Source organism: Acinetobacter sp. FY731 (genome assembly GCF_059515905.1).
Genome location: NZ_JCAKNB010000007.1, coordinates 120,665 through 141,325, shown reverse-complemented (window position 1 = coordinate 141,325; position 20,661 = coordinate 120,665). Strand labels below are relative to the sequence as shown.

The following is a 20,661-nucleotide window of genomic DNA, read 5'->3' as shown; positions in this document are numbered from 1 at the left end:
ATCTCAAATCTCAAATCTCAAATCTCAAATCTCAAATCTCAAATCTCAAATCTCAAATCTCAAATCTCAAATCTCAAATCTCAAATCTCAAATCTCAAATCTCAAATCTCAAATCTCAAATCTCAAATCTTAAATCTCAAATCTTAAATCTCAAATCTTAAATCTTAAATGAATAAATTGTTTATTTTTTAATCATAAAAGAATGCAGTATTTATTTTTAAATTTCAGGCAATTAAGTAGTAAAAACTATGATTAATTATTAATCTTCTGAACAAAGTAGGAGGGTATATTTATTTATTTATCTATTTTAGATATAATTGAAATGGACAAACGCGTTAGTTTTTGATGAGTTTTTGTAAGTACTTGGTTGTTTAATATAAAAATAACATTAATAGTATTAACTCAAGTTCCATCAAATCATCATAAGCTTTCATTGCTTTATTTCTTTTAATTTCTTCTTCTATTTGTTCTTTTTTACTTTGATGGATAATGTCTTTTGCTGTATTAAAGGGCAGAAAATCTTAGAGTTGGAACAATTCCAAAACTGTATGGAAAATACTTATGGAATTCAGTTTTAATGCGTTCTATACGCTCATAGCGGCGACGATTGTACTTTTATTAGGTCGTTTCTTGGTCAATAAAATTGATTTTTTGAAGCGTTATAATATTCCTGAGCCTGTTGCTGGTGGTTTGGTTGCAGCAATTCTTTCTCTGGTTGTACACAATATTTGGGGCTTCAGTCTTACTACAAGTAGTGAACTTCAAACGAGTTTCATGCTTATTTTCTTTGCATCTATTGGTTTAAGTGCCAACTTTGCAAAGTTAAAAGAGGGTGGTCTTGGTCTTGTCATCTTCTTAATCTGTGTTGCATCGTTCATTATCGTTCAGAATTTTGTCGGTATTAGTTTAGCGACTCTGTTAGGTATTGACCCTTTAATTGGTTTAATCGCAGGTTCTATTACGTTAACTGGTGGTCATGGTACTGCTGGTGCTTGGGGTGAAATCTTAGAAGTTCAGCACGGTATTCAAGGCGCGTTAGCGCTTGGTATGGCAAGTGCTACTTTTGGTTTGATTATTGGTGGTATTATTGGTGGGCCATTAGCTAAGCTGTTGATTAACCGTCATAATCTTGCTCAACCAATGACAAGTCAAGAGAAGACTAAAGATAATGAGTCAACAGAAAATCAAGACTCTGCTGAATTTACTCAGTTTGAATTTCCACATCAAGTTCGTTTAATTACTGCCGATAATGCAATTACGACTTTAGGTATGTTTGCTGCATGTCTTGCATTTGCTGACTTTATGACTGGCTTTAGTAAGGGAACATGGTTTGAACTTCCAACATTTGTTTGGACGTTGGCTGGTGGCGTAATTTTACGTAACGTGCTTGAAAGCATATTCAAAGTTCATATTTTTGATCGTGCAATTGATGTCTTTGGTAATGCTTCATTGTCTTTGTATTTAGCAATGGCTTTACTTTCATTGAAATTATGGCAATTAGCAGATTTGGCTGGTCCATTGGTTGTGATTTTAGGTGCACAAACGCTAACAATGGCGTTGTATGCTGGATTCGTAACTTTCCGTGTAATGGGTCGAAATTATGATGCTGCTGTATTGGCAGCGGGTCATTGTGGTTTCGGTATGGGGGCAACACCAACAGCAGTTGCCAACATGCAAGCAATTACAAATATGTATGGACCTTCACATAAAGCATTCTTGATTGTTCCTTTATGTGGTGCATTCTTCGTAGACTTGATTAATGCGACTGTTATTCAAGTAATTTTGAAGTTCTTTGCATAATTAAAAAATATGAAAAATAGGAGCTATATGCTCCTATTTTTTTGTCTAATGAATATGCATTGATTGTCATATTTCATGCGATATTTGTCATATATGACAGAGTTTAATGTAGTTTTTGGTGTTAAGTATTTGAATTATATTGTTATAATGGTTTATTTGAATGTTTCGTATTTGTCATATAACTGTCATAAAACTTTAAGATAATGTTCATATCGAAGTTAGAGTATGAAATTATGATTACAGCAGTTGTTTCAGTCGTTGGTTTTTCTATGTTTATCGCAGCAACGTGGTTCTACGGTCAACAAGAAGATCAAGCTTAAGCTTTATCTTCTTTTTTTTGCTTAAAATTTTATAAAAATAATATTCTTCTCAAATCTCAAATCTCAAATCTCAAATCTCAAATCTCAAATCTCAAATCTCAAATCTCAAATCTCAAATCTCAAATCTCAAATCTCAAATCTCAAATCCTATTACGTTACAGAACAAGCCATATACCTGAAAACTTTGATGGTAGAGTATGTATTCTATGACTAGCTTGGAGAGGTTAATAATGAAGACAATATCTTTCATACAAGAAGCGTTGAATTTAGCTTATAAAAATGCGGATGAAGGTGGTCGACCATTTGGGGCTGTAGTAGTCAAAGATGGAAAAATTATTGCCTCTGGTATTAATGAAATTTTGACAACGAATGATCCGACTGCACATGCTGAATTGTCTGCTATTAGAAAAGCTAGCCAAATTTTGGGTTCTAGTCGTTTAGATGGTTGTACTGTTTATGCAAGTGGACATCCTTGTCCGATGTGTTTAGCTGCGATTCATTTAGCAGGAATTACAGAAGTAAATTACGCATATTCAAATGAAGAAGCAGAGTCTTTTGGGTTATCGAGTCAAGCCATATATAACGAGTTAGCGAAGCCCTTGAGTGAGCAAGCTTTATTATTTAAATATGTTCCTGTGAGATTAGATGGAAAAGCAGATTTGTATAAATATTGGAAAGATAAGAATTAATGTTTTGTAAAACTCAGAGTTTTGTTTGTTAATAAAAAACCACCCCATCTTTCGATGAGGTGGGGAATGCGGAGACGCTAATTTGTACAGCTTAAGCAGATTGTTGCTCTGCTTGAATCGCAGTTAAGGCAATCGTAAATACAATATCATCCACTAAAGCACCACGTGACAAGTCATTTACAGGTTTATTTAAACCTTGCAACATTGGGCCAACACTCACTACATTCGCAGAACGCTGAACGGCTTTATATGTTGTATTACCTGTATTTAAATCTGGGAAAATAAATACATTGGCACGACCTGCAACTTTAGAATCTGGCGCTTTAGAGCGTCCAACAGATTCAACAGATGCTGCATCGTATTGAAGTGGACCATCAATAAGTAAATCAGGACGACGTTCTTTCGCAATACGTGTTGCTTCAGCCACTTTCTCAACATCTGCACCAGCACCAGAAGTCCCTGTCGAATAAGAAATCATGGCAATACGTGGATCTATACCAAAAGCTTTTGCAGAATCGGCAGACTGAATTGCAATTTCCGCAAGCTGTTCAGCATTTGGATCTGGATTAATTGCACAGTCACCATAAACATAAACTTCATCTGGTAACAACATGAAGAAAACAGATGATACAAGTGAATAATCAGGTGCTGTTTTAATGAGTTGAAAGGCAGGGCGAACCGTATTTGCTGTGGTATGAACTGCACCTGAAACTAAACCATCAACTTGGTTTAAAGCCAACATCATTGTGCCTAAAACAACGGTATCTTGAAGTTGTTCTGTTGCTTGAAGTTCGTTGATTTTACCTTTACGAAGCTCAACCATTTTCCCAACGTAATTATCACGAATCAGGTCAGGATCAACAATTTCTAAATCGCTTGGTAGTTCAATGCCACGTGCTTTGGCAACATCAAGTACAGCTTCAGGTTTAGCCAATAAAATACATTGTGCAATACCACGAGATTGACAAATAGCCGCAGCTTGAATGGTACGAGGTTCATCACCTTCAGGAAGTACAATACGCTTTTTCGCAGCAATCGACTTTTGTACTAATTCATGACGGAATGCAGAAGGCGAAAGACGTTGTTGATGCTTACCATTAATTAAACTTGTTAGCCAATCTGGATGAATATGGCTTGATACGAAGCGAGTCACTTGTTTTGCACGTTCTGTATCATCTACAGGAATTTCATTGCTGAAATTGGCAAGACGTTGTGAAGTTTCAAACGTGCTTAATGTAGTGTGTAAAATGGGTAAGCCGAGCTTAATTGCAGATTGACAGAAATTTAGAACCTGATTGTTGGGTTGGTGATGTTCTGTAAGAACTAAACCTGCAAGAGGAATACCATTACTACTTGCAAGACTACTTGCTAAAAGTACATCAATGCGGTCGGATGCACTAATAATCAGTTCGCCTGCAATAAATTTAGTTAGCTCATGTTCAATGTTTGAAGCAATTAAACTGCTATGTAAAACACGACGTTGATCGGCATCGCCACGGTTAATCCAGCTTGCTTGAATGTGAGATGCAAGATCAGAAATACGAGGCACGCTTAGCGTATTACTAAAAGGGACTAAACCAATAACGGGTAAATCTTTAGTACCAATGTGTGCATGTGTTTTTTGAATTTGTGCAACGAAATTTTGGGTTTCATCAACTAAACGTAAGCTTGGGTCTAACGTAACAGGGATTTGTGCAGAATCTTCTGACAAGCCTTTGGTACGCATGAATAAAACACCTGAAAGGCGACCACCCGAAATACCACCATATTGACGAAGTAGATTTTCAACTTTTTCAGCAGATGCAGGGGCTTGATGAATATTTGCATTGCTTACAATCACTACTTTTGCATCAAGTGCTTTTGCAAGTGCGGTGTTAATTTCAGCTGCAAATGAATCTCTGCTGGTTGGTACGATACCTTCAACAATAATTAAGTCATGCTTTTTTGCAATTTCACGATGTAAGCGAACAGCATCTTCTAAGAGCTCGTCATTCTCACCGTAGTTTAAACGCTGTGTTAATGCTTCGAAACTTATTGGTTCAACAGTTTCATCTTTAAATAAATGTTGATAAAGCGCTGTTGTACGATCTTCAGTTTTAGCTTGAGCCTCTTGAGAGAAGGGCTTTAAAAAACCCGCTTTTATCCCTTGGCATTCTAAGGCATAAATGAGACCTAAACACGCAGATGTTAAACCTACGCCTTCACCTGTTGGAACCAATAAAATCGTTTTCATATATGTCTAAATCTTAAAATTAAATAAAAATGAGCTAAATTTAATGTGTTAAGCCGATACAGCCTCAAGCTTTTTTGCAGTTACGGAATTCACCTCATTTTGAACAACAAAAGCAGTTTCTTTTGCAATGCGTCCTTCTTCATCTGTTGGTACAACCCAAATTTGAGGACCTGTACCTGCATCAATACGACCTTCAGTTCCACGTTTTAAACTGTCGTTAGCTTCTTTACTTAAGTTGAAACCAAAGTGAGGTAAGTAAGCGAGCGTTTTTTCACGAATAAATGCAGAGTTTTCACCAATACCACCTGTGAAGAACAAACCGTTGAGTTGCGGTAAACCACAGCTTAATGCGGCAAGAGATTTTGCTAAACGGTAGCAGAATACTTCAATAGCAAGCGTTGCATCTTCATTACCTTGTTCTGAAGCTTCAATGAGTGTACGCATATCATTTGAAAGATCAGACAAACCTAAAAGACCACTTTGGCTATTGAGCATCTTGTCAATTTTATAGATATCCCAACCTAAGTTTGAAGCAAGGAAACTGTGAATACTTGGGTCAACATCACCACTACGCGTACCCATTACTACGCCTTCAAGTGGCGTTAAGCCCATTGAGGTATCTACACTTTGACCATTCCAAATAGCGCAAGTTGAGCTACCATTACCTAAGTGTGCAGTCAGCCAACCACCTTTTTTGAAGCTACCAGCAAGTTCCGAACCACGTTCTGAAACATAAGCATGACTTGTACCGTGGAAACCATAACGACGTACGTTGTGTTGTGTATAAAGGTATTTAGGTAGTGCATAACGATATGCATGTGCAGGCATAGTCTGGTGGAATGCGGTATCAAAAACAGCAACTTGTGGTAAGTCTGGGAACAGGCGTTGAGTCGCTTCAATACCGACTAAGTGAGCTGGATTGTGAAGTGGTGCAAGTGGTGTTGCTTCACGAATGGTTTGAATAATATCGTCTGTAATGAGTTCGGCTTTGGTAATTGTTCCGCCATGAACAATACGATGACCAATGGCATCAGGCTTATAGTTTGCAAGACGCTCTAAGCCAATTTCTAAAGCTTGTCTGTGGTCAGCATTCGGAATACGAATATCTACAGGCTCATTACCCATAGTGACGCCTTTAATTCGGGCTTCTGGTGTGCCTAAGTTTTCAGCTAAACCGTGAATGCGGAAATCTTGATCTTCGAGTAAAAGTGCAAATTTAATTGAAGATGAGCCGCAATTGATTACGAGTACTGATTTAGGCATAACCTTTCCCTTAACTAAAAATTATCGTACTTGAATTGTTGTATTACCCTTGATCATTGATATTCATTATCTTTTGATCTGTGTATATTTGTATCATGTGCTGTTTTCCTGTCCTAGATAGACTTTAGGAGATTAGACTTAAGCACAATCGACCGAATATCCAATAATAATTAAAATTTATGAAGTTATAGATTTCATTTATTATTGAAATACTACCATTTCAAGTGAATTACACATTTAACATAGCATAGTTTGTAAAATATCCATAAAAACTTTATGTGATTATTTTTTGTTAAATTTGAGTGGTTTTTTAATAAACTTTCATAGAATTATAAACTTAATTTTTTCAAAAATAAAAAAAGGGTTAATTCAGAATTAACCCTTTTTGTTTGTCTTTTATTTGATCTATTGGCGAATTTGACCATCACCAAAAACAATCCATTTTTGAGATGTTAATCCTTCTAAACCAACAGGACCACGTGCATGAATTTTGTCAGTAGAAATACCAATCTCAGCACCTAATCCATATTCAAAGCCATCAGCAAAACGAGTAGAAGCATTGATCATCACTGAGCTTGAATCTACGCGTGCAAGAAACTGGCGAGCAAGGCTGAAGTTTTCAGTAATGATTGAATCTGTATGATGTGAACCATATTTATTAATGTGATCAATTGCTTCATCCATACCTGAAACAACCTTAACAGCTAAAATTGGTCCTAGGTATTCTGTGTACCAATCTTCTTCTGTTGCTGTAACGACAGTGCTTCCAAGAATATTTTGAGTTTGTGGGCAACCACGAAGCTCAACGTGTTTTTCTGCATAAAGTTCTGCAACGCGTGGTAAAAACTCAGCTGCAACTTTTTCATCTACAAGTAAAGTTTCCATTGCATTACATACGCCGTAACGGTGTGTTTTTGCATTTAAAGCAATTGGAAGTGCTTTATTGAAATCTGCTTGAGCTTCAACAAATACGTGGCAGTTACCATCTAAATGTTTAATGACAGGAATGCGTGCTTCTTTGCTAATGCGTTCAATTAAACCTTTACCACCACGAGGAATAATCACGTCTACAAATTCGGTTAAAGTAATGAGTTGACCAACAGCTGCACGGTCAGATGTATTGATTACTTGAACGACATTTTCAGGTAAGCCCGCAACTTTAAGACCATGCTGAACCGCTTCAGCAATTGCTTTGTTCGATTCGAGTGCTTCTGAACCACCACGTAAAATAATGGCATTACCTGATTTTAGTGCAAGAGAGGCGGCTTCTAGCGTTACGTTTGGACGTGATTCATAAATCATACCCACCACGCCTAAAGGCACGCGCATTTTACCAAGTTGGATACCTGAAGGGCGGAAAGCTAAATCTGTGATTTCGCCAATAGGATCGGTAAGGCTGATGACATCTTTTAAGCCATCAAGCATTCCTTTAAAGCGTACGGGGTTTAGTTCTAAGCGATCAAGTAGGGCACTGTCCAAATTGTTGGCATGTGCTTTAGTCATATCTGTTTTATTTGCCGCCAAAATTGCCGCTTCATTGGTTAATAAAGCTGCATGAATTGCAGATAAAGCATTATTTTTTACTTGGGTAGACGCACCTGCAAGCACACGTGATGCTTGACGAGCTTGCTGTCCTACCGTTTGCATATATTGTTCAATAGACTCTTGCATAGCGGTTTGATCACTTAGAAATTTCTACTCGATATTAACAGCCCTAAGCAGGACAATGAAGCAGGAAAAAAGAAAAATATAAAAAATCAGTATCCTATAGATGAGATGTTGTTATTTCATGTGAAATATCAAATATGTGGAATCTGCTTTTAGAGTCAATAAAAAAAGCACCAGAAGGTGCTTCAATTTTTATGCATTTGTTGAATTTTTAAACTCGATAATATTGGTGCGAACCTTTTCCCATTCAGTACCGAGTGATAACTCACCATCAATTTGAATATCAGGAATACGCCCACGCATACGTTCTAAGCGTGTTTGATTTGGCAGAGGTAAGTCTACAATTCCTTCCAAAGCAATACATTGCGCTTCTCGGTTATTACAGACTAAGCCCATATCACACCCTGCTTTTAAGGCAGCTTGAATACGTGAATCGGCACCTCCTACAACGCATGCTGCTTGCATACTTAAGTCATCTGAGAAAAGTACACCATCAAAATCTAAATCTTTGCGTAAAACTTGTTGAATCCAAAACTCGGAAAAACCAGCAGGGTTTGGATCTACTTTGTCGTAAATTACATGTGCAGGCATTAATGCATCCAACTGTGGTTTAAGTTGAATAAATGTTTGCATGTCTTTTTGTTGGATTTCTTCAAAGCTTCTTGAATCAATAGCAGCAGCAACATGTGAATCTGCTTTTACTGAGCCGTGACCTGGGAAATGTTTACCAGTAGATGCCATTCCTGCACGTTTCATACCTTTTAAGAAGGCTTCAGCAAGTGGAATGATGTCATCAATATTGGTTGCAAAACTACGATCACCAATGACATCGCTAATATCATTTAAATCTAAAACAGGTGCAAAGCTAAAGTCGATGCCGACAGCAAGAACCTCTGTTGCCATGAGCCATCCACACTGTTCTGTTAAGTCTAATGCTTTATTCGGATTGGTTTTATACAGTTCGCCAAAGCGTCCCATTGCAGGGAGCAGCGTAAAGCCTTGTTTTAAACGCTGAACTCGTCCGCCTTCTTGGTCGACTGCGATTAAAATTTCAGGTCTAATTTGTCGCATGTGGTCTGTTAATGCACGAACTTGCTTTGGCGATTCAATATTTCGCCCAAATAAAATGACACCACCGACTTGCGGAGCTTGTAATAGTTGAATATCTTCTTGAGTAAGTTCTGTGCCAGCGATGTCGAGCATCAATGCGCCAATCATATCGGTATCCGTTTTTGGAATTTTTCAGGAAAAACAATAACCGAATTTTGCAATGATTTGCTACATTTTGTCAGCACAGTTTATGATAAAACTACATTATAAAACTAATTTAAGCTATTTAAGTCATTGAATCTATCGAATTTCAAGTCAAAATGAGCAAAGAAATTTGGTCAAATACCAAGGAAGTACAAATTATTTATGAAACTTCAAACAATCGCATGTGCTGTTGCAATAGCAATGGGGGGATTTTTCTTTACCCATGCAGTTAACGAAGCTGTAGCTGCAACTGAAACTATAGCAACAACGAAAAAAATTGTTCCGACTCAAGAGCAGGCTTTAGTTTCTCGTCAATTGGCGACTTTGGTAGATCGACAACACTATTTAAATCAGCGTTTAGATGCAAAAACGTCTAATCGTATTTTAGATTTTTACATAGATAGTCTAGATCCTGAACACACATTATTTTTAGCACCTGAAGTTGCAAAATATCAAAAAATGTACGGTGATAATTTTGGTGTCGCATTAAAAGCTGGCGATTTAACTGCTCCATATGCAATTCATGAGCAGTATCGTAATCGTTTAAAGCAGTTTTATGAATATATGTTGGCAGAATTGAAAAAGCCGCAAAACTTAAATCAACCCAATGTCACAATTGAGACTGATCGAGAAAAATCACCATTCTTTAAAACAGAAGCAGAGCAAAAAGCGCATTGGAATAAAATGCTTGTTTCTCAGCTAATTAATTTAACAATTAGTAAAGAAGAAGAGCAGGCGAAACAAAAAGCATTAAAAGACAATCCTGAGTTAGCAGATGGTCAAGATTTAACAGGACCAGAAGATTTGACGCCTGTTCAAACCTTAACGAAGCGTTACACCCGTCAACTTGAGCGAATGAGTCGTATTAAAAGTGATGATGTTTTAGATAAAACATTAAATGCGATGACATTGACTTATGATCCGCATAGTAATTATTTCCCACCAGTTGATGCAATGGAGCTCAATCGTCAAACAACGTTGCAACTAGAAGGTATTGGTGTATCTATTCGCCCTGAACGTGGCAATGAAGATTACACCAAAATTGAAACTATTGTAGAGGGTGGGCCTGCAAGTAAATCGGGTCAAATTAAATCAGGAGATCGCATTATTGGGGTTGCTCAAGATGGCGAAAAAATGGTTGATGTTATTGGTTGGCCGAGCAATGAAATTGTCGGGTTAATCCGTGGTAAACGTGGTACCAAAGTTACAATTAAGTTGCTTGGTGCGGGTGCATCTATGAATCAGGCACGTACAGTTCCTTTAGTGCGTGATGTTATTCAGGAAGAAGATGCTGGTGTACGCTCACGTACTATTGATATTACCCGAGATGGGAAAAAACATACTTTTGGTGTAATTGAAATACCATCATTTTATTTAAATTACCGTGCACGTAGAGCGGGTACAGAGTATCGCTCAGTTTCTGAAGACACGAATAACGCATTAAAGTCTTTAGCCGCTAAAAATGTAGATGGTATTTTAATTGATTTACGTAATAACCCAGGGGGTTCGTTAGAAGAAGTTGCACGTATGCTTGGACAAGTGATTAAGTCTGGGCCTGTGGTTCAAATTCGTGATGGCAATGGCAATGTAAATATTTTTGAAGATACCGATGGCGGTACTCAAACGTATGCAGGTCCATTGGCTGTAATGATTAACTTGGCATCTGCATCTGCAAGTGAAATTTATTCTGCGGCAATTCAAGATTATGAACGTGGGATCGTGATTGGTAGTACAACAACAGGTAAAGGAACAGCGCAAGTTCAGTTGGATAACTTGGCACATGGTCAAGCAACTTTAACTCAACGTAAGTTCTATAGAATTACTGGTGGAAGTACGCAAAACAAAGGCGTAGTGCCTGATATTAAATTGGTAGATGTTTATAATGAAGCATTTGGAGAGCGTAAATCTAAAAATGCTTTAGAGTGGGACACGATTCCAACGGCACCATTTAAACGAGAGGGTTCGGTTCAACCTTATATTTCTGAATTAACGAAGTTGTCACAGCAACGTGTGAAGGTCGATCCTCAATTTAAGTATTTAGAAGAGCGTACTGCAATTGTGAAAAAAGCTGATGATAAAAAAACAGCTGTTTTAGATATTACCCAACGCAAAGCTGAACTTAAAGAAATTGAAGCTCAAACTTTAGCTGCTGAAAATTTACGTCGTCAGGAGACAGGTTTAAAACCGTATGCAAATTGGGAAAGTTACCAAGCTGCTTTAGATGCATTATCTGAATCTAGAGCAAAAATGAAAGCGAATAAACGTCCTCCATTGGCAGAAGAAGAAACTTTTGTGACAGAAGCTGCAAATGTTTTACTAGACTATAATCAGTTGAATAAAACAGCAGTAACTCAGTAATACATGAAGAAGACCAGCAATATGCTGGTCTTCTTCATTTTATGTATTTACTCTTGAGATATTTTTAAGTTATAAGGTGTGTAAATGTGGAAATAAAATGAGATAAGTGCTTGACCTTCAGTGACTTGTATAACATTCTAGGTTGAGTATTTTATAATTGTTGATGATAGTTAATATACGTATAGATGAGTGCATACAAGTGAATGTGGCGCAAAACAAAAATAAAATAACGACAGAGGCGAGCGATGCTTCCAATCCACTATGATGTCGATTTGGTAATAGGGTCAGTAGTTGTATCTATTTTGGCTTGCTATATTGCTTTGTCTGTAGAAAGCACAGTTTCACAAAATGTTAAAAATAGTGCTCGATATAAAAGAATAGTGATTGTATTAAGTGGTTTTTTCTTTGGAATTGCTATTTGGTTAATGCATTTTGTTGGCATGTTAGCATGTCACTTACCGAGTGGTTATTATTTTGATTACACCCTAACTATTGTTTCATTACTTGTTGCATTTATTGCATCGTCATTTGCTGTTTGGTTGACAACGCAAGACACCCTTACCATTCCTAAATTAGTACTAGGTTCTGTTCTTATGGGGCTAGGTATTTCTGGAATGCATTATTTAGGTATGATGGGGTTGGTGATAGAAGGCTATAGTGGCTTTTATAATTTATTAATTGTTACGTTCTCTGTCGTTATTGCCATTTTGGGTTCGGGCATTACTTTTTGGTTGTGGTTTAAGTATAAAAATGCTGTTTTAAATAAATCTTGGTATAAGCTTTTATTAGCTGTGATGATGGCGCTGACTATTGTTGGTATGCATTATACAGGAATGACAGCTGTTTCATTTCACTTAAATTCTGTATCTAATGTAGATGTTGTTGCTCAGCAAAGTCAGGGTATTATTTTCTTTTTAATTGTCTTTGTTACAAGCCTTGTATTGGCGGTTTCTTTTATTATTGCATTGCTTGAGCAAAGATTAGAAGAGCGTAACAAAGAGTTATTAAGTGCTAATCGAGAGCTTGCAAGCCAATCTCTCCAAGATAATTTAACAAAATTACCGAATCGATTATTTTTAACTGAATATGCACATCTTCTTTTTGCACAGCAGCGCTTGAATCAGGGTAAAAGTGCATTTTTATACATAGATTTAGACCGTTTTAAGGCTGTTAATGATGTATTTGGGCACCATATAGGCGATCAGCTTCTTGTTCAATTTGCCAACAGAATTCATAAGCAACTTGCAAGTAATGAAAAGCTTATGCGTATTGGTGGCGATGAATTTTTACTTGTTATTGAAGATTCAACAGTCGAGTATGCAACTTACACTGCAGAACGTACGCATCAAATTGTCCAAGAAGGTTTTTCAATTGTAGGTAAGGAAGTTAATATTTCCGTTAGTATCGGAATAGCCTTATTCCCTGAACATGGCAATAACCTACAAGATGTAATGATGAATGCTGATTCGGCAATGTTGCATTCTAAAAAACAAGGTCGTAATACTTATAGTATTTTTAGTTATAGTGATGTGCAATCTGAGTCAAAAAGCCAAACGAAGCTAATTAATGATTTATATAAAGCTGTAGAAGAACAACAGTTTACATTGTTTTATCAGCCTAAATTTATGACAAGTACAGAGGAAATTTGTGGTGTTGAAGCGCTGATTCGTTGGAATCATCCTGTACATGGTTTATTAGGTCCGAATATGTTTATTCGTGGGGCGGAAAAAACAGGCTTAATTATTCAAATCGGATATTGGGTTTTAGAAGAAGCCTGTAAACAAATCCAAATTTGGGAAGAAAATAAGCAAACGGAATTTTTCCCATTGGCTGTGAATTTATCGGCTATTCAGTTTGAACATAAGCATTTGTTTTCAATTTTGGAAAACTTATTTAGTCGCTATAACATTAAAAGCGGCCGCTTAATGATAGAAATTACTGAATCCACAGCAATGCATCATATTGACACTAGCTTGCGTAGCTTCCTTCGTTTGCGTCAAATGGGAATTAAGCTTGCCATTGATGATTTTGGTACAGGTCATTCTAGTTTTTTGTATTTAAAACAGCTGCCTGTAGACGAACTTAAAATTGATCGTGCATTTATTAAAGACTTAGATCAAAACAGTAAAGATGAGCTTATTTTGGAAAGCATTATTAAGCTAGCGAGTAATTTAGGTTTAACCATAACGGCTGAAGGTGTTGAAACAGACTTTCAAAAAGAGGTACTTAAGCGCTTAGGTTGTCATCAGTTACAAGGTTTTCTGTTAGGTAAGCCAATGCCAGTACAAGATTTAGAACGATTAAAAAAATAGACCCTAATAAAAACGCGATTTTTGCATACATAACGTCGTGGATGCAAAATCGATAATCAGATACAATATCGCCAATTTTTCATATTGATCGTATTGATCTTTGCACTGCGATTTTCAGCAGTAGGTGTATTTCATGAGCTTTAAACAAGAACTAGCGGAACAAGTCGCGCAACGACGTACATTCGCTATTATTTCCCACCCCGATGCTGGTAAAACAACAATGACAGAAAAACTGTTGTTGTGGGGTCAAGCGATTCAAGTTGCGGGTATGGTAAAAAGCCGTAAGTCTGATCGTGCTGCAACATCAGATTGGATGGAAATGGAAAAAGAGCGTGGTATTTCTATTACGACTTCTGTAATGCAGTTCCCATTTAAAGACAAAATGATCAACCTGCTTGATACACCGGGGCATGAAGACTTCTCTGAAGATACTTACCGCACATTAACAGCAGTAGACTCTGCATTAATGGTTATTGATGGTGCAAAAGGTGTCGAAGATCGTACCATTAAATTAATGGAAGTGTGTCGTATGCGTGACACACCGATTATTTCATTTGTGAACAAAATGGACCGTGAAATTCGTGAACCATTGGAACTTCTAGATGAAATTGAAAATGTCTTAAAAATTAAATGCGTTCCATTAACATGGCCTTTAGGTACAGGGCGTGATTTTGCAGGCGTGTATAACTTAATCGAAGAAAAGTTTTATGTTTATAAAGCTGGCTTTGGTTCTGTGATTACAGATATTGAAGTACGCGATGGTTATGATCATGCTGACTTACGTGAAAAAGTAGGTGAGTTGGCTTGGGCTGCATTTGAAGAGTCTTTAGAACTTGTACAAATGGCAAATGATCCGTTAGATCGTGACGAATTCCTTGCGGGTCGTCAAACACCTGTATTGTTTGGTACAGCTTTAGGTAACTTTGGTGTAGACCATGTATTAGATGCTTTTAGCAAATATGCACCTGAGCCTAAAGCTCATCCAACAGCAGATCGAAAAGTTGAAGCAACAGAAGAAGGCTTCACAGGTTTCGTATTTAAAATTCAAGCCAATATGGATCCGAAACATCGTGACCGTATTGCATTTATGCGTATTTGTTCAGGTCGTTATGAAAAAGGTCTGAAAATGAAGCATGTTCGTTTAGATAAAGATGTCCGTATTAGTGATGCACTGACATTCTTAGCAGGCGATCGTCAGCATTTAGAAGAAGCTTGGCCAGGTGATATTATTGGTTTGCATAACCATGGGACTATTCAAATTGGTGATACTTTCACTTCAGGTGAAAAATTACAATTTACAGGTATTCCTCACTTTGCACCTGAAATGTTCCGCCGTGTTCGCTTAAAAGATCCTTTAAAATCTAAGCAGCTTCAAAAAGGTTTGAAAGAACTTTCAGAAGAAGGTGCAACGCAAGTCTTTATGCCACAAAACAGTAATGACTTAATTGTAGGTGCTGTCGGTGTTCTTCAGTTTGAAGTGGTTGCGTATCGCTTGAAAGAAGAATACAAGGTCGATTGCGTATACGAGCCTGTAAACATTAATACTGTACGTTGGGTTGCTTGTGATGACGAAAAGAAATTTAACGAATTTAAGAAAAAAGCACATGATCAATTATCTGTAGATGGTGGTGGTCATTTAACTTATCTTGCACCAAGCCGTGTAAACTTACAGCTAATGCAAGAACGATATCCAGATATTCAATTCCGTAATACGCGTGAACACTAATATCTAGATATAAAAAAATAAACAGCTTCCAATGGAAGCTGTTTTATTATGTAGTATGGTTTCAAAATGGATAAGAGAAGTTTAGATGTTTAAAAAGCTTTCATTTACAATGATTTTTGCAATAGGTTTAACCTTGAGCGCGTGTGATTCATCATCTGAACAAAAAGAAAAACTAGATCAGGACATGGATGCATCTATAAATTCAGAGAATCCAGATATATTGCCTTATTTGAATATGAAGCAACAAAGTGCCGATTTTGCCTTACCATTTTGTGAAACTAAAAATTGTATTGAGATTGATATTCAAACCATTAGCACTCAAGATAAATGGATGAATGCTTGGATTGAAAAAAATCAGGCACTGGTTATTCAAGATCAAATTGGCTTAAAGCAAGATATGAATTTACAGCAAGCAATTAATGCTTATGTAAAAAAATCTGATGCTTGGCAAGCAGAAGAAAAAACAAATAAAGCCTATGAGCTAGCAATTTATACACGCATGGCTTACCAAAGAAATCAGTATGTTTTATTACAAATAGGTTTGGATTCCAAACAAGATGGTACAAATATTACAGAGCGATATTACTTTTTTGCAGCAGATCGAAAACAGCAAAAAGCGTTGAAAATATTAGATGTTATTGATTCAAAGCAGCAAGTTAATATGAATGATTTTGTACAAAAGGCATATCAGGAATGGTTGGAAAAGCAAGTTTTATCGGTACAAAGCACAGCACCTAAAAAATTATTATGGGGGCAGGCAGATTGGTTTTTCGATCATGAAGGCTTGGGGTTACACTTTAGAACAAATGAAATCGTTAAAGATGCACAACAGCTTGATATTTACTTAACTAAGGCACAAACTCAACAAGTTGTAAAACCTGTAATCTATAAAAATATGTTTTAGTTTCAGGTCTGAATAATTATTTGATATTGCATTAAATAATTGAGAGATAAAAAAGTAGGTTTACTCAATGTTAAAAAACAAAACTATATTCGTTATGAGTGCACTGGCAGTTGCAATTTCACTTAGTGCTTGTCAGCCTAAACAAACGGAAAAAAAAGAAGATTCTCAACAGACGCAAGTAGATCAGCAAAAAATGGAACTTGTAGGTAATGTTGAAAAGCTATCTCTAAACTTACCTGAATGCAAAGAAAAGAACTGTCCTGAGCTTGATATTTATCGTTTAAGTAGTAATCAGAACTTTATTGATCAAGTCATTGATCAGAAAATTTTGGAGATCTTAAAAGAGGTAGTCACACTTGCTCCAAACCAAGAACAAGAGGAAAAAAGTGCATCTACTGCTGAAGCGAGTTCAGAGCTCAGTATAAAGGATGTGCAAACACCTAAAATGGAGCTTGAGCAAAAAGTTGCACCTTATACCAAAGCCTTTTTAAGCTTAGATGAAGAAATTAAAGCATTAAGTGCCAATCATAGTATTAGCTTAATGATTAAACCCAAAATTTTAAAATCTGAAGGTTCGTTAGTGACTGTTGTGCTTAATAGTAGTCATTATTTGGGTGGTGCACATGGGTCTACTTCTCAAACTTATTTGAACTTCGATTTAGATACTAAAAAACAAGTTCAATTAAAGAATATTATTGAAAAAGATAAATTAAAACAACTTGATGAAAAAGCATATGAGGCATTTAAGGCTTGGATTATAGAGTCAGAAATTGCAACAAATGTTGATGAGTATGAGCAGGCTTGGAAGTTTAAATTATCAGACAATTTTAATTTGGATAAAAAAGGCTTAATTTTACAATATGGTGAATATGAAATAGGTCCTTATGTTGTAGGATTACCACGCTTAATTATTCCGTATGATCAGTTACAAGGCATTCTAAAAGCTCAGTACTTACCTAATACAGAAACTCAAAAGACCGCAGCAAGCGAAGTTGCAGTCAAAGAAAGTAAATAAGACACATGAGCATTCGGCTTTTTGATACACATACGCACTTTGATGTTCCAGATTTTGACCAAGATAGGGAACATCTTGCATATACTGCAAAAAGCCGAGGTGTTGAGCATTTAATTTTAATTGGTTTTTTAGAATCTAGATTTCATGATTTATTGAAAACACATCAGTTTTTGAATTCACTAAATTTAGCACCACAAAGCCATTTTGCACCTGGTCTACATCCTTTTTATATTGAAGATCATCAAATCCAGCATTTGGCTGTCTTAGAAAAATTATTGAGAAATGAAAATTGTGTTGCAATAGGAGAAATAGGTTTAGATACTTTTTTGAAGCAACATAAAGTACCTGAAATGTATCAAAAACAAAAAGATTTCTTTGATATACAGCTCAATTTCGCTCAGCAATTTGATAAGCCTATTTTATTGCATATTCGCAAATCACATGCAGATGTTTTGGCAATGTTGAAGCAACATCATTTTAAAAACGGTGGTATTGCTCACGCCTTTAGTGGTGGTGTAGAAGAAGCAAAAGCATTTGTTAAATTAGGTTTTAAAATAGGTGTTACGGGGCAAATTACCAATCCTAATGCTAAAAAACTGCATCAAGTTGTGCATGCAATAGGTATTGAAAACCTTGTTATAGAAACAGATTGTCCTGATATGACACCATTGTGCTGTCAGTCTTTAGATGGAATAAAAACGAGGAATACACCAGCAAATTTACCTTTTGTATTAGAGGGTTTAGCGCAAACTTTAAATATAGATATAGAAAAGCTTGCAGAACAACTGTGGCACAATTCATTTGAAGCTTTGAATATCACTCGATAATGAAGTGGATAAGCAAGACGAAAGCTGCGAAACACAGTAAAATAACTATAGTTTTAATTTAGATTTTATAGCGCAATGACTGAACTTCTCCAAGATGATGAATACGATCGCCGTTTTGCTGGTGTAGCCAAAATTTATGGAGATGATTCCTTTAATCATTATGAAAAAAGTCATGTGATGGTGATTGGAATTGGTGGCGTGGGTTCTTGGGCTGTTGAAGCCTTAGCAAGAACAGGAATTGGCGAGCTCACTTTGGTTGATATGGATGTAGTCGCTGCATCTAATATTAATCGTCAATTACCTGCTATGACTTCTACTTTAGGGCATGAAAAAATTGAAGTCATGGCTGAGCGTTGCCGTTCAATTAATCCAAGAATTAAAATTAATTTAATTGATGATTATTTAACGCCTGAAAACATCAAAGAAATTTTAGAAAATACGCCAGATTTAATTTTAGATTGTATTGATGACGTTAAAGCAAAACTCGCTTTAATGTTACATTGCCGCTTTAATAAAATTCCCTTAATTGTATCTGGTGGAGCAGGGGGGAAACTTGATCCCTTGAAAATTCGAGTTGCAGATTTGTCTAAAACTGAACAAGATCCAATGCTTGCAAAACTACGTACTCAACTACGTAGTAAAGGTATTTGTAAAAAGCCAAAAGAAAAATTTGGCATTACTTGTGTCTATTCTATCGATAATCCATTTTCGAGTGCGGATGTTTGCCCAAGTGCAGGTTTACGCTGTGGTGGTTATGGTTCTGCTGTTGTGGTGACCTCTAGTTTTGCAATGGTTGCTGTTGCGGAAGTACTGAAAAAGCTAGATCAAAAAAAATCGAAGCAATAAGCTTCGATTTTTTATTGGTTAATAAAAACTATTTATGATTCAGCTTGTTTATTTTGAATATATTCTTCTGTGCGCTGCATCGCTTCTTTAATATTGGCAATTGCATTTTCTACATCGGCAAAAGTTTTCGCATTACCACCACTTAAAGATTGGCGCCATTTACGTGCGCCTGGTAGGTTTTGGAATAGACCTAAAATATGACGTGTGATAATTGAAAGAGGCGCACCTTCTTCCATACGTTTTGCAATATATGGCATCATTTGATCCATAATTTCAAAACGATCAGGCATATCTAAACTCCACAATTGACCTAACTCTGCCAATAAATATGGGTTGTGATATGCTTCGCGACCAATCATTACACCATCGACATGCTTTAAATGTTCTTGAGTTTCAGCAAATGTTTTTACGCCACCATTGATTTCGATTAGAAGATTTGGGCGATCTTGCTTTAAACGATATACATCTTCATAGCGTAAAGGCGGAACATCACGATTTTCTTTTGGTGATAAGCCTTGTAATAATGCAATACGTGCATGCACGATAAAATTATCACAGCCAGTTTTTGCTACGGTATCTACAAAGTGCAACATTTCTTCATAAGATTGCATGTCATCGATACCAATGCGATGTTTTACTGTAACAGGAATATCGACAGCATTACGCATTTCCGCAATACACTCTGCAACAAGATCTGGTTCTGCCATTAAACATGCGCCAATCTTATTGTTTTGTACGCGGTCACTAGGGCAACCTACATTTAAGTTTACTTCATCATAGCCCCAGTCCTGAGCCATTTTTGTACAGGTTGCAAGGTCTTTCGGATTTGAACCACCAAGTTGTAGAACAATAGGGTGTTCTTCATTGTTGTAGTCTAAATGACGATTTGCACCACCAAATAAAATTGCACCCGTAGTAACCATCTCGGTATACATGATGATATTTGGATTAAATAAACGTGCAAAAAAACGATAGTCTTTTGTTGTCCAATCCATCATGGGTGCAACGGAAATTCGTGGCGCTAAAGACTGGATGGAAGAAGACATAAAAAACCTAAAAAAGATAACAGGAGTGCGAATTATACGGTGTTTAGAAAAAAAATCTAATTTTTAGGTATTCTAATGATGTTCGTATTTTAGTGTAAGTAATATGTCTAAAGATAGTTTGAAAAATGTACAGATTAGATTGTTGATAATAATAAGTGGCACGATAAGTTAATGGTTTTTTTGATCATTGATTTAGATAATTATGGTTGTCTAAATAAATAGATAATATATGCAAAAAATGAATGAGACCTTTCATTTTGTTGAATAATATATCTTTTAAAAAGTATATTGTTAAGTTTTATTAATAAGTTTTATTAATAAGTTTTAAAAAAATTCCATATAAAACAAATATATAAAAATAATTGATAAAAATAATTAATTTAATTGTCTAATAAGTGTA

At 36.2% G+C, this 20,661-nt stretch carries 14 protein-coding genes; 9 read left to right on the top strand and 5 right to left on the bottom strand.

From position 1 onward, the window contains the following. The first annotated feature begins 561 nt into the window (after positions 1-561). On the top strand, positions 562-1,800 hold the full coding sequence (gltS, locus tag AC5YC8_RS10595) for a sodium/glutamate symporter (protein WP_496164494.1): 1,239 nt from the start codon (positions 562-564) through the stop codon (positions 1,798-1,800). A 550-nt stretch (positions 1,801-2,350) separates the two neighbouring features. Continuing rightward, complete coding sequence (locus AC5YC8_RS10590; RefSeq protein ID WP_496164493.1) at positions 2,351-2,809, top strand: nucleoside deaminase; 459 nt, start codon at positions 2,351-2,353, stop codon at positions 2,807-2,809. Between the two features lie 91 nt (positions 2,810-2,900). Here AC5YC8_RS10590 and pta read toward each other — a convergent pair whose 3' ends face one another. The 4 genes from pta to nagZ form a co-directional block, all read right to left on the bottom strand. Next, a complete protein-coding gene (gene pta / locus AC5YC8_RS10585; protein ID WP_496164492.1) occupies positions 2,901-5,042 on the bottom strand; it encodes a phosphate acetyltransferase in 2,142 nt (713 codons plus the stop codon). A 48-nt stretch (positions 5,043-5,090) separates the two neighbouring features. Further along, on the bottom strand, positions 5,091-6,305 hold the full coding sequence (locus AC5YC8_RS10580) for an acetate/propionate family kinase (protein ID WP_496164491.1): 1,215 nt from the start codon (positions 6,303-6,305) through the stop codon (positions 5,091-5,093). Positions 6,306-6,710: 405 nt separating this feature from the next. Next, on the bottom strand, positions 6,711-7,976 hold the full coding sequence (locus AC5YC8_RS10575; RefSeq protein ID WP_496164490.1) for a glutamate-5-semialdehyde dehydrogenase: 1,266 nt from the start codon (positions 7,974-7,976) through the stop codon (positions 6,711-6,713). A 189-nt stretch (positions 7,977-8,165) separates the two neighbouring features. After that, the gene (gene nagZ / locus AC5YC8_RS10570; RefSeq protein WP_496164489.1) at positions 8,166-9,191 is read right to left on the bottom strand and encodes a beta-N-acetylhexosaminidase; all 1,026 of its coding nucleotides are present in this window, start codon (positions 9,189-9,191) and stop codon (positions 8,166-8,168) included. Between the two features lie 198 nt (positions 9,192-9,389). On the opposite strand from nagZ, the gene AC5YC8_RS10565 reads away from it, so the two are divergent. The 7 genes from AC5YC8_RS10565 (at position 9,390) to AC5YC8_RS10535 (ending at position 19,215) form a co-directional block, all read left to right on the top strand. Continuing rightward, positions 9,390-11,585: a carboxy terminal-processing peptidase gene (locus AC5YC8_RS10565; RefSeq protein ID WP_496116337.1), complete on the top strand. Its 2,196-nt coding sequence runs from the start codon at positions 9,390-9,392 to the stop codon at positions 11,583-11,585. 245 nt (positions 11,586-11,830) lie between these two features. After that, positions 11,831-13,897, top strand: coding sequence for a bifunctional diguanylate cyclase/phosphodiesterase (locus tag AC5YC8_RS10560; protein ID WP_496116338.1), 2,067 nt, complete (start codon positions 11,831-11,833; stop codon positions 13,895-13,897). Positions 13,898-14,030: 133 nt separating this feature from the next. Continuing rightward, on the top strand, positions 14,031-15,623 hold the full coding sequence (locus tag AC5YC8_RS10555; protein ID WP_496164488.1) for a peptide chain release factor 3: 1,593 nt from the start codon (positions 14,031-14,033) through the stop codon (positions 15,621-15,623). A gap of 85 nt (positions 15,624-15,708) precedes the next feature. Beyond that, complete coding sequence (locus AC5YC8_RS10550; protein ID WP_496116341.1) at positions 15,709-16,527, top strand: hypothetical protein; 819 nt, start codon at positions 15,709-15,711, stop codon at positions 16,525-16,527. Positions 16,528-16,594: 67 nt separating this feature from the next. After that, the gene (locus AC5YC8_RS10545; RefSeq protein ID WP_496164486.1) at positions 16,595-17,542 is read left to right on the top strand and encodes an RsiV family protein; all 948 of its coding nucleotides are present in this window, start codon (positions 16,595-16,597) and stop codon (positions 17,540-17,542) included. Positions 17,543-17,547: 5 nt separating this feature from the next. Then, positions 17,548-18,369 (top strand): TatD family hydrolase, encoded by an 822-nt coding sequence (locus AC5YC8_RS10540; protein ID WP_496164485.1) that lies wholly within the window; start codon positions 17,548-17,550, stop codon positions 18,367-18,369. A gap of 75 nt (positions 18,370-18,444) precedes the next feature. After that, complete coding sequence (locus tag AC5YC8_RS10535; protein ID WP_496164484.1) at positions 18,445-19,215, top strand: tRNA threonylcarbamoyladenosine dehydratase; 771 nt, start codon at positions 18,445-18,447, stop codon at positions 19,213-19,215. 32 nt (positions 19,216-19,247) lie between these two features. Here the strand turns inward: AC5YC8_RS10535 and dusA are convergent, their stop codons facing one another. Then, entirely contained in the window at positions 19,248-20,261 is a 1,014-nt protein-coding gene (gene dusA, locus AC5YC8_RS10530; protein ID WP_496164483.1) for a tRNA dihydrouridine(20/20a) synthase DusA, read from the bottom strand. Between the last annotated feature and the right edge of the window lie 400 nt (positions 20,262-20,661).

Coding starts and splice junctions, on each gene's coding strand:
- AC5YC8_RS10535 (WP_496164484.1), top strand. CDS start 18,445: ATGACTGAACTTCTCCAAGATGATGAATACGATCGCCGTTTTGCTGGT.
- AC5YC8_RS10565 (WP_496116337.1), top strand. CDS start 9,390: ATGAAACTTCAAACAATCGCATGTGCTGTTGCAATAGCAATGGGGGGA.
- AC5YC8_RS10545 (WP_496164486.1), top strand. CDS start 16,595: ATGTTAAAAAACAAAACTATATTCGTTATGAGTGCACTGGCAGTTGCA.
- AC5YC8_RS10575 (WP_496164490.1), bottom strand. CDS start 7,976: ATGCAAGAGTCTATTGAACAATATATGCAAACGGTAGGACAGCAAGCT.
- nagZ (WP_496164489.1), bottom strand. CDS start 9,191: ATGATTGGCGCATTGATGCTCGACATCGCTGGCACAGAACTTACTCAA.
- AC5YC8_RS10560 (WP_496116338.1), top strand. CDS start 11,831: ATGCTTCCAATCCACTATGATGTCGATTTGGTAATAGGGTCAGTAGTT.
- pta (WP_496164492.1), bottom strand. CDS start 5,042: ATGAAAACGATTTTATTGGTTCCAACAGGTGAAGGCGTAGGTTTAACA.
- dusA (WP_496164483.1), bottom strand. CDS start 20,261: ATGTCTTCTTCCATCCAGTCTTTAGCGCCACGAATTTCCGTTGCACCC.
- AC5YC8_RS10550 (WP_496116341.1), top strand. CDS start 15,709: ATGTTTAAAAAGCTTTCATTTACAATGATTTTTGCAATAGGTTTAACC.
- AC5YC8_RS10580 (WP_496164491.1), bottom strand. CDS start 6,305: ATGCCTAAATCAGTACTCGTAATCAATTGCGGCTCATCTTCAATTAAA.
- AC5YC8_RS10540 (WP_496164485.1), top strand. CDS start 17,548: ATGAGCATTCGGCTTTTTGATACACATACGCACTTTGATGTTCCAGAT.
- gltS (WP_496164494.1), top strand. CDS start 562: ATGGAATTCAGTTTTAATGCGTTCTATACGCTCATAGCGGCGACGATT.
- AC5YC8_RS10555 (WP_496164488.1), top strand. CDS start 14,031: ATGAGCTTTAAACAAGAACTAGCGGAACAAGTCGCGCAACGACGTACA.
- AC5YC8_RS10590 (WP_496164493.1), top strand. CDS start 2,351: ATGAAGACAATATCTTTCATACAAGAAGCGTTGAATTTAGCTTATAAA.